This window comes from Desulfofustis glycolicus DSM 9705 (genome assembly GCF_900130015.1).
GTDB classification, from domain to species: Bacteria; Desulfobacterota; Desulfobulbia; order Desulfobulbales; family Desulfocapsaceae; genus Desulfofustis; species Desulfofustis glycolicus.
The window spans coordinates 166,692-176,558 of the sequence record NZ_FQXS01000009.1 but is presented as its reverse complement, the minus strand read 5'-3'; the positions used below and the strand labels follow the sequence as shown (position 1 = coordinate 176,558).

Sequence of the window (9,867 nt, the reverse complement as noted above, 5' to 3'; positions counted from 1 at the left end):
GGCTATGCCACGATGATCGACTTGACGGTCGGCCTGGCCGAGTATTTCAGCTTTTATAACGGCGAACGCCCTCATCAGTCGTTGGGGCAAAAGACACCTGATGTCGTATATAAGACCGCGATGGGCGGTGGAGCAGTGATTGTGAATAAATACCCACGCGCGATTGATGGAACCCCTGTTCCGCTACGCTCCACAGGGGTTCCATCAATCGCGGAGTCAGCACCAGAAGTATCGGCAGAAGCTAAACCGGGGCAGCGCCGACCCGCTGCACGTGACGTTGAATGTCTAGCTTAAACCCAGTGGATTTCTGTCTTGACTCAGGGGTCCACTTCATAGCGCACTTCGCTCGGCGCCACAATCGTTTCGCGCAGATCTCATCTCCACCCAATTCACCGACGCCGAACGGCAGAGCCAGATTCTTTGCCGGGAGCGGCAGCACAATTCGACCGCCGGTCAAGCAAGGCTTGCTGCCGCAGACCCGACGGCAGACTTGCTTTTTTAGCAGCAAGTCGCTAAACTCGCCAGCATCCAAGGTTTGACCTACCACCACCCCGATCCACGGACACGGGAACCGGCAGTTCAGCAGGAGAATCATTTCAGGAGGCATCATGGGGTACGTATATGGCATCGCTGCGGCAGTCATCGGACTGTTGCTGTCGGGGGCAATCGTTTGGGCGGATGAGACGGATTGTCTTTCCTGCCATCGTGAACAAAACCGCGGACTCTATCAGCAATGGCAACATTCCGCGCACGGTGCCAACGATGTCGGGTGCATCGATTGTCACGGTGCCGCGGCCGAAGACCCCGATGCCTTCGAGCATCATGGCAGTTTCGTCGCCACCTTGGTGACACCCAACGATTGCGCCGTCTGCCATGAAAAGGAGGTCCAGGAAACAATGGATTCATACCACGCGCACGCCGGTGAGATACTCGATTCGGGTGACGCCTACCTGGCCCATGTCACAGCCGGCTACCCGGTGGTGATTGTCGGCTGCGAAGCCTGCCACGGCGCCCGGGTAAAAATCGACCCGCAGGCCGCCAACAAACTCTCGTCCCAAACCTGGCCGAACAGCGGTATCGGTCGGATCAACCCGGACGGTTCGAAAGGTGCCTGCAATGCCTGCCATTCCCGCCACTCTTTTTCCAAGTACCAGGCCAGGCAACCGGAAAATTGCGGCAAGTGCCATCTCGGACCCGATCACCCGCAAAAGGAGATCTTCGAGGCCTCCAAGCATGGCATCGCCTATCGCGGCTTTCGCGAAAGCCTCAACATGGACCGTGATTCCTGGGTCGTCGGCGAAGATTATTATGCGGCACCGACCTGCGCCACCTGCCATATGTCGGCAACGGCCGACCAGGCGGTCAGTCACGATGTCGGTGACCGAATCTCCTGGACCCTGAGGCCGCCGATGGCCAAACCGAAAAACGACGCGGCCAAGAAGCGGACGGCGATGCAGCAGGTCTGTCTCTCCTGTCACCAGCAGTCTTTCGTCGACGGCCATTACTACCAGTTCGACGCGCTGGTCAAACTCTACAACCAGAAATTCGCCCGGCCGGCCACTGAGATTATGATCATGATCAAAGACAAGGAGCTTCTGGAAAACCCCGCCTCGTTCGCCAACGAAATCGAGTGGGATTACTACGAACTCTGGCACCATCAAGGACGCCGCGCCCGGATGGGCGCTGCGATGATGGCCCCGGACTACGCCTGGTGGCACGGCATGTACGAAGTCGCCTACTCCTTTTACTTCACCTTCCTGCCCAAGGCACAAGCCTTCGGCGACCCTGAAATCAATGGCTACATCGATGAGTTGCTCACCGACGATCCAATGCATGCCTGGCTCAACTCCAGCACCGCCGACATCAAGAGCGCCATCAGAGACGGAAGTTTCCAGAAAATTTATTACCAACTCTTCGAACAGCAGCAATAACCCCGGTGTTACCCGACGATCTGCGGCAGACATCACTGCTGCCGCAGATCGCCGGGTTCCCCTGCCTGGCCGGCCACAGCCGGAAGAATCCGCAGCACCAGCGATTCGACCGCGTATCTGCCGTGACTCGGCCGCCGCCGGACCACGACCGGAGCCGTCGATATTTACAAACGCACCAATCTGCTCTACAATCAGACCACAGACGGTTATTTTCCCCCGGCACCGCCCATGACCTTCGCTGCGAGACGACAGCGATTCTTTTTTACCCGAGGTATCCGATGAGTTCATACTATAACGACCCCGATCCCCAGGAAACCAACGACTGGCTCGCCTCTCTCGACGGCGTTATCGAACACGAGGGCAAGGAGAAGGCGGATTTTCTGCTCAGGTCCTTGACCGATCGCGCCCGGTCCCGTGGCGTCGACACCTCGCCGGGCATCGTCACGCCGTACGGCAATACCATCACGCCCGAACAGGAGGTGTCGATACCGGGCGACGACTCGCTGATCGCCCGTAACGTCGCCGCCTACGTGCGATGGAACGCGATGGCAATGGTCGCCCGGGCCAATAAGGACGGCAAAAGCCTCGGCGGCCATATCGCCACTTTTTCATCCGTCTCGGCGATCTATGAAGTCGGCTTCAACTGGTTCTTTCGCGGCCCGCAGGCGGAAAACGGCGCCGACTTGGTTTACTTCCAGGGACACAGTTCTCCCGGCATCTATGCCCGTGCCTTTGTCGAAGGACGCCTCAGCGAGGAACAGCTCGATCATTTCCGCCGGGAGGTGGACGGTCGGGGCTTGTCTTCCTACCCGCATCCCTGGCTGATGCCGGATTTTTGGGAATTTCCCACCGTTTCCATGGGTCTCGGTCCGATGCTGGCCATCTACCAGGCCCGCTTCATGCGTTATCTGGACCGACGTGGACTCAAAACGGCCGGCGATCGAAAAGTCTGGTTCTTTATGGGTGACGGCGAATCGGACGAGCCCGAAGCCCTCGGTGCCCTGCCCGTTGCCGCCCGTGAACAGCTCGACAACCTGATCTTCGTCGTCAACTGCAACCTGCAGCGCCTTGACGGTCCGGTTCGCGGCAACGGCAAGATCATTCAGGAACTGGAGGGCCGTTTCCGCGGCGCCGGCTGGAACGTGATCAAGGTGATCTGGGGCAGCGAATGGGACAAGATCCTCGCTCGCGATCGCGAGGGACGGCTGCTTGCCAAGTTCGGCGAAATGGTCGACGGCGACTTCCAGACCATTCGGGCCCGGGGCCCCGCCTATTTGCGTGAAAAGGTATTTGGCGACGATCCGCACCTGCAGGCGCTGGTGGAAGATATCAGCGACAATGAGTTGTGGCAGATGACCCGCGGCGGCCATGATCCACGCAAGATCTATGCAGCTTTTTCCGCCGCCGTCCGCCACCGCGGCCAGCCGACGGTGATCCTGGTGAAGACCATCAAGGGGTTCGGCATGGGTCAGTCCGGTGAATCAGTGATGGTCGCCCACAACGTAAAGAAGATGGACCAGCAGTCCCTGCAGTCGTTTCGCGATCGCTTTCACGTGCCGCTCGAGGACGATCGGCTGACGGAGCTGCCGTTTATCCGGCCGGCCGATGACAGCCCAGAAGCCCGTTTTCTGCAAAAACAGCGGGACGCCCTCGGCGGGCCGGTGCCGCTGCGCCGCACCGAGTACGAAAAACTGACCACCCCGTCGCTCAACGCTTTTTCCGGCCTGCTCGAATCATCGAAACAGCGTGAGATTTCGACAACGATGGCCTTTGTCCGAATGCTCAGCACCCTGGTCAAGGACAAGGAAATCGGCAAGCGGATCGTCCCGATCATCCCCGACGAGGCCCGGACGTTCGGCATGGAGGGGTTGTTCCGCCAACTCGGTATCTATGCACCGACCGGGCAGCTCTACGAACCGCAGGACTCGGAAACCATCGCCTGGTATCGTGAAGACCCGACCGGCCAGATCCTCGAAGAGGGCATCACCGAGGCCGGTTCCATCTCATCCTGGACCGCAGCCGGCACAGCCCATGTCAATTACAACCTGGCGATGATCCCGTTCTATATCTTCTACTCGATCTTCGGCTTCCAGCGTATCGGCGACCAGCTGTGGGCGGCCGGCGATGCGAGAACGCGCGGTTTTCTGCTCGGCGCCACATCGGGTCGCACCACGTTGAACGGGGAAGGGCTCCAGCACCAGGACGGCCATGCCCTGCTCTTTGCCTCCACCTATCCGTCCTGTCGGGCCTACGACCCGACCTTCGGATACGAGGTGGCGGTCCTCATCCAGAAGGGCATCGAGCGTATGTACCGCGACGGGGAGGATGTCTTCTACTACATCACCCTGCTCAACGAAAATTACCCGCATCCCGAGATGCCCGAGGGGGTCGAAGAAGGGATCGAGCGCGGCATCTATCTGTTTCAAAAAGCGCCCTCAGGAAAAGCTGCCGTGCAACTGATGGGCAGCGGCTCGATTCTGAGGGAAGTTATCGCCGCCGCCGAACTGTTGCGCGAGGATTTTTCCATCGACAGCACTATCTGGAGCGTGCTCGGCATCAATCAGCTGCACCGAGACGGGCTGCTCGTCGAAAACTGGAATCGACTCCATCCCGACCAGTCGCAAAAACGGAGTCATCTGGAAGAGGCGCTCGCCGATCACCAGGGACCGGCGATCATCGCCACCGATTACGTTACCGCCTACGCCGAACAGATCAGGCGACTGATCCCGAATCCGTTGACCATCCTCGGTACCGACGGCTATGGCCGCAGCGATACACGAGAACGGCTGCGCCGATTTTTCCGGGTCGATCGGTACCATATCGTCATCGCCGCCCTGGCCGCCCTGGCCCGGCAGGGTGAGGTGGACGAGGCGACGGTACAGCAAACCATTACGCGCTACTCCATAGACCCGGAAACCGACCATCCCATTACCCGATAACAGGAGAGACAGGCATGGCAATCGAGAAAATCACCGTCCCGGACTTCGGCGATGTTCAGGAAATCACCGTTCTCGAGATCTACGTCGCCGCCGGCGACCGGATCGATGTGGAAGACCCGCTCGTTGCGCTGGAGAGCGAAAAAGCGGTGATGGATATCCCCAGTCCGCTGGCCGGCGTAATCAACGAAATCAAGATCAAGGCCGGCGACACGGTGGCCAGCGGCGACCTGATTGCCCTGCTGGAGACAGCGGATCAGAACGGACAGGAAGACACAGACGAAAAATCGGCTGAACAAGCGGATGATTCAGCGGACAACACGGAAGAGGAGACGAAAAGACAACCCGCACAATCGACTGATTCACCGGACAAAACAAAGGGTGACGCGGAAAAACCGGCGGCGCGGCCGGAAAAAATCGGCGGGCAGGATCAAGAAGCGAAGGCCGCCGGGACCGTTCATGCCTCTCCCTCGGTGCGTGCCCATGCCCGGGAGGCCGGAGTCGATCTGGCCGATGTTACCGGTAGCGGGCCGAAGGGCCGCATTCTAAAAGAAGATATCGATAGAGTCGCCGGCGGCGATAAGCCGGCAGCCGCCCGGCCGGACAAGACTGCACAAACGGAAGACTTCAGCAAATTCGGTGCCATCGAACAGCAGCAGCTCGGACGCATTCAGCGCATCTCCGGTCCACATCTGCAGCAGAGCTGGCAAACCATTCCACACGTCACTCAGTTCGACGAAGCGGACATCACCGATCTGGAGGCTTTTCGTAAAGAGCTCAACGAGGGAGCCGAGACCGGGGCGGTCAAGCTCAGCCCGCTGGTGTTTATCATCAAGGCCGTGGTGGCGGCCCTGAAGAATTATCCGCAGTTCAACGCCTCGCTCGGCGCCGACGGCGACACGTTGATTGTCAAACACTATTACCACGTGGGCATTGCCGTCGATACCCCGGGCGGTCTGGTCGTACCGGTGGTCAAGGACGCCGATCACCTCGGGATCCGTGCTATCGCCGAAGAACTGGCCCGTCTCAGTTCCCAGGCCCGCGACGGCAAACTGGCCATCCCCGACATCCAGGGGGCCTCGTTTACCATCTCCAGCCTCGGCGGCATCGGCGGTACCGGCTTCACGCCGATCGTCAACGCGCCGCAGGTCGCCATTCTCGGCCTGTCGCGCAGCTATATGAAGCCGGTCTGGAATGGAGAGAGCTTTGTGCCGCGGCTGACCCTGCCGTTCTCGCTCTCCTACGACCATCGGGTCATCGACGGTGCGGCGGCGGCTCGTTTCTGCCGCTCCCTGGCCACGATCATCGAGGACTTGCGTCAGGCCTTGCTCTAATCATCATTTCGGGAACTTAGAAGCAGACAGAGAATCTACAGCAACGGTTGGTAAATTTGGTTTTCCGATAGTTATCTGGAAATCAGTCCCCCGGGCTGGCCGGTTCTGCCGGAGGCTGCATCGCGAAGGCCCGGCAGGCCGGAGAATCAGGCCCGAAGGGCGGTGGACAGGACGTCCGCCGCCGGCGGCAAGGCCATGAATGGACTGTCTGCCGGCCTCGGAGGCAAGCCGATCAGGCCGCAGCGCAGCAGCCGGAGGCAGGGCCGGCCAGCCCTTCCGACCACGACGCCGATTTTCACTGTTCGTTGTGACTTCCAATCGAGGAGGTGGCAAGGGGCAACCGGCCAATTCGGCAAAACATAGTCTCAAAGAAAACGACAAGGAGCAGCGATTATGGCAAATACACTATCCGTTGACGTGGCGGTCCTCGGAGCGGGACCGGGCGGTTATACCGCGGCGTTTCGGGCCGCCGACCTCGGCCTGTCCGTCTGTCTGATCGAGCGGCAGCAGCTGCTCGGCGGCGTCTGCCTCAATGTCGGCTGCATCCCGTCCAAAACCCTGCTCCACGCCGCTTCGATCATCGAGGAGGCACGGGAAATCAAGGATTTCGGCATCACCTTTGCTGAGCCGCAGGTCGACCTGGCCGCGCTGCGCGCCAAGAAAGAATCGGTAATCGGCCAGCTGACAAAAGGCCTGGACGGTCTCTGCACGGCCCGGGGTGTCACCCGGCTAACCGGCAACGGCCATTTTGTCGACAGTTCATCGCTGTCGGTCGTCTCCGGTGAGGATGAAACAACGGTCAGCTTCGGTCAGGCGATCATCGCCACCGGTTCGCAGCCGGTCCGGCTGCCGTTTGCCCCCGACGATCCAAGGATCTGGGACTCGACTGCGGCCCTTGCGCTGGACGCAGTGCCGAACCGGCTACTGATCATCGGCGGCGGCATCATCGGGCTGGAAATGGCCCAGATATACCACGCCCTCGGTACCGAAATCACCATTATCGAGATGCTCGACCAGCTGATCCCACCGGCCGATAAAGACCTGGTACAGCCGCTCTTCCTCAAGTTGAAAAAGCGCTACCGCATCCACACCAAAACGAGCGTCACCGCTATCGAGGCGAACAAGGGCGAGATTAGCGTTCGCTGGAACGGCGAAGACGAAAAGGAGCAGAGCACTGCCTGCGACGCGGTACTGGTCGCCGTCGGGCGCCGGCCCAACAGCGGTGATCTTGGCCTGGAGCAGATCGGTGTCACACTGAGCGAACGCGGCTTTATCACCGTCAACGAGCAGATGCAGACCAGCGTGCCGACCATCTATGCTATCGGTGATGTGGTCGGTGAGCCGATGCTCGCCCACAAGGCCACCCACCAGGCCAAGGTCGCCGCCGAGGTGATCGCCGGACGCAACGTCGCTTTTTCGCCGCTGACCATCCCGTCGGTCGCCTACACCAGCCCGGAGGTGGCCTGGATGGGCGTTACCGAAAAGCAGGCCAAAGAAGAGGGACTCGACTATGACAAAGGCAAGTTCTCCTGGGGGGCCAGCGGACGGGCATTGAGTGCCGGCGCCGCCACCGGGGCGAGCAAGGTCCTCTTCGAAACGGGCGGCGGTAGAATCATCGGCGCCGGTATCTGCGGGGCCAACGCCGGCGAGCTGATCCACGAAGCGGTGCTCGCCCTGGAGATGGGCGCCGATGCCGAGGATATCAGTAAGACCGTGCATGCCCACCCGACCTTGGCCGAGACCTTTGCCTTTGCCGCGGAAATGGTGGATGGCTCGATTACCGACGCACTACCGCCGAAGAAAAAGGGTTGAACCGGACTATCCTGCTCAGTCGGCCGGCACCAGCCGCAGCACCGAACCGCTGTCCGTTGCCAGGTAGACGAAACCCTCCGGACTCTGAGCCAACGCCCTGATGCGTTCATCGAGGTCGGTCAACAACCGTTCTTCGCCGATCGCCTCGCCGCTCTCATCCAGCACGATCCGATTCAGGTGGCGCAGGACCAGCGACCCGGCCAGCAGATTGCCCCGCCAGGCAGGAATCGCCTCACCGGTATAGAGCAGTAGACTGCCCGGAGCGATGGACGGAATATAGACCTTAACCGGCGACTCGACCCCTTCCCGCTCGCGGGCCTCACCGACCCGGATCGGCCCCCAATACTCCATGCCATGCGACACCTCCGGCCAGCCGTAATTACGGCCCGGACGAATCAGATTCAATTCGTCACCGCCGCGAGGTCCATGCTCGATGGCCCAGAGCCGGTCGGCCTGCTGGTCATAGGCGATTCCCTGGATGTTGCGATGGCCCCAGCTCCAGATCTCCGGCAAGGCCCCGTCGACACCGACCAGCGGATTGTCCGGCGGCACACTGCCGTCGAGGCGGAGCCGCAGCACGCTGCCGTTATGGGAGGAACGGTCCTGAGCCGTCTCGCGCACGCCGCGATCACCGACGGAAAAAAAGAGGTGGCCGGCACCATCAAAGGCAATCCGACTGCCGAAATGACGCGTCGTCGCGGTCCGTGATCGGGTCTCCAGCAGATCTTGCCAGTCCTGCAGTCTCTCGCCGGCCAGTCTGGCCCGCGCCAGCGTCGTTGCACCCTGGCCGTCGGGCCCCGGCTTGACATAGGTCAGGTAGAGATAATCGCCGGCCCGGTAATCCGGCGGGACCGCAACGTCAAGCAGCCCGCCCTGCCCTGCGGCAAGAATCTCCGGCAGGCCTCCAAGCGGGCGATGGCTGCCGTCGGCAACAGCGATCAGGCCGATCCGTCCCTGACGCTCGGTAACAAGCATGGTGTCGGCGTCGACAAAGGCCATGCCCCAGACCACGCCGAGCCCCCGGGTCACCGTTTCCAACTGCAGGTTCCGGCCATCCGGCAATTGGTAAAGCTGCCGAGCGACGACCTCGGTCGCCGGGACCAACGCCATCAACAACATCGTCACAACAAAGGTTTTCATAGTTTCTCCCGGAAAAACATCACCCACTCTCTCACCGATCCGCTCTTCGCTTTTGGTGAAAATCTTCTTTACTTTATAGGCACGACAGGGCGAGAAGACAAACGGCAAGCGGATCGGTACCGGTGGCAAGACCGACGAGAACTCAGAAAATTCGATGATAACCAGAATTATATTCTTGACATGTTACGTTATGGAGAATATCGTTCGCTACAGAAAACATTTAAAAGAACAGAAAAATGCAGACCATCGACCAAACCAATATTGAAATACTGAAGATTCTTCAGGAAAAAGCACGGATTCCAAATGTCGAAGTGTCCCGCTTGATTAATCTGGCACCATCGGCAGTCCTGGAGCGCATTCGCAAAATGGAGAACCAGGGGATCATCGACGGCTATGAGGTGCGGCTCAATGCCGAACAATTCAATTGCGCCCTGATCTCCTTTGTCCAACTTTTTCTCTCAGCCCAGGCCGACCTGTCGGCCATCGAAACCGCACTCGGCCGTCTCGAACAGGTCCAGGAGGTACACCGCATCTCCGGTGACGACTGCTACCTGATAAAGGTGCGCTGCAGTGACATGGCGGCGCTCGATCGGATGCTGCGCGAGTCTATTCTGACCATCGCCGGGATTCGCTCAACCAGGACCCTGCCGGTCCTGGCCACCAGCAAAGAGACCGCCCGCATCCCCATCTCCTCACACGAACAAGGATAGTGAT

Annotated in this window: 6 protein-coding genes and 1 pseudogene; 6 read left to right on the top strand and 1 reads right to left on the bottom strand. The window is 60.1% G+C overall.

Features of this window, described 5'->3' with window-relative positions; genetic code table 11:
• The 5 genes and pseudogenes from BUC26_RS24125 to lpdA all read left to right on the top strand — a co-directional run.
• Positions 1 to 153 (top strand): annotated as a pseudogene (locus BUC26_RS24125) (integrase core domain-containing protein); the annotation flags it as partial.
• Positions 154 to 608: 455 nt separating this feature from the next.
• Positions 609 to 1,931 carry a multiheme c-type cytochrome gene (locus BUC26_RS09685; RefSeq protein WP_073375578.1) on the top strand — a complete coding sequence of 441 codons (1,323 nt, stop codon included), beginning with the start codon at positions 609 to 611 and terminating at the stop codon, positions 1,929 to 1,931.
• A gap of 278 nt (positions 1,932 to 2,209) precedes the next feature.
• Positions 2,210 to 4,870 (top strand): pyruvate dehydrogenase (acetyl-transferring), homodimeric type, encoded by a 2,661-nt coding sequence (gene aceE, locus BUC26_RS09680; RefSeq protein WP_073375576.1) that lies wholly within the window; start codon positions 2,210 to 2,212, stop codon positions 4,868 to 4,870.
• Positions 4,871 to 4,884: 14 nt separating this feature from the next.
• Positions 4,885 to 6,201, top strand: coding sequence for a 2-oxo acid dehydrogenase subunit E2 (locus tag BUC26_RS09675; protein WP_073375574.1), 1,317 nt, complete (start codon positions 4,885 to 4,887; stop codon positions 6,199 to 6,201).
• Positions 6,202 to 6,594: 393 nt separating this feature from the next.
• Positions 6,595 to 8,013 carry a dihydrolipoyl dehydrogenase gene (lpdA, locus tag BUC26_RS09670; RefSeq protein ID WP_073375573.1) on the top strand — a complete coding sequence of 473 codons (1,419 nt, stop codon included), beginning with the start codon at positions 6,595 to 6,597 and terminating at the stop codon, positions 8,011 to 8,013.
• A 15-nt stretch (positions 8,014 to 8,028) separates the two neighbouring features.
• On the opposite strand, the gene BUC26_RS09665 is transcribed toward lpdA, so the two are convergent.
• The gene (locus BUC26_RS09665) at positions 8,029 to 9,153 is read right to left on the bottom strand and encodes a PQQ-dependent sugar dehydrogenase (protein ID WP_073375571.1); all 1,125 of its coding nucleotides are present in this window, start codon (positions 9,151 to 9,153) and stop codon (positions 8,029 to 8,031) included.
• Positions 9,154 to 9,389: 236 nt separating this feature from the next.
• Here BUC26_RS09665 and BUC26_RS09660 point away from each other — a divergent pair, with 236 nt between their 5' ends.
• The gene (locus BUC26_RS09660; protein ID WP_084540577.1) at positions 9,390 to 9,863 is read left to right on the top strand and encodes an Lrp/AsnC family transcriptional regulator; all 474 of its coding nucleotides are present in this window, start codon (positions 9,390 to 9,392) and stop codon (positions 9,861 to 9,863) included.
• Positions 9,864 to 9,867 lie beyond the last annotated feature (4 nt).

Bases quoted from the DNA above. Each gene is read 5' to 3' on its own strand.
- BUC26_RS09685 (WP_073375578.1), top strand. From the start codon at position 609: ATGGGGTACGTATATGGCATCGCTGCGGCAGTCATCGGACTGTTGCTG.
- aceE (WP_073375576.1), top strand. From the start codon at position 2,210: ATGAGTTCATACTATAACGACCCCGATCCCCAGGAAACCAACGACTGG.
- BUC26_RS09675 (WP_073375574.1), top strand. From the start codon at position 4,885: ATGGCAATCGAGAAAATCACCGTCCCGGACTTCGGCGATGTTCAGGAA.
- lpdA (WP_073375573.1), top strand. From the start codon at position 6,595: ATGGCAAATACACTATCCGTTGACGTGGCGGTCCTCGGAGCGGGACCG.
- BUC26_RS09665 (WP_073375571.1), bottom strand. From the start codon at position 9,153: ATGAAAACCTTTGTTGTGACGATGTTGTTGATGGCGTTGGTCCCGGCG.
- BUC26_RS09660 (WP_084540577.1), top strand. From the start codon at position 9,390: ATGCAGACCATCGACCAAACCAATATTGAAATACTGAAGATTCTTCAG.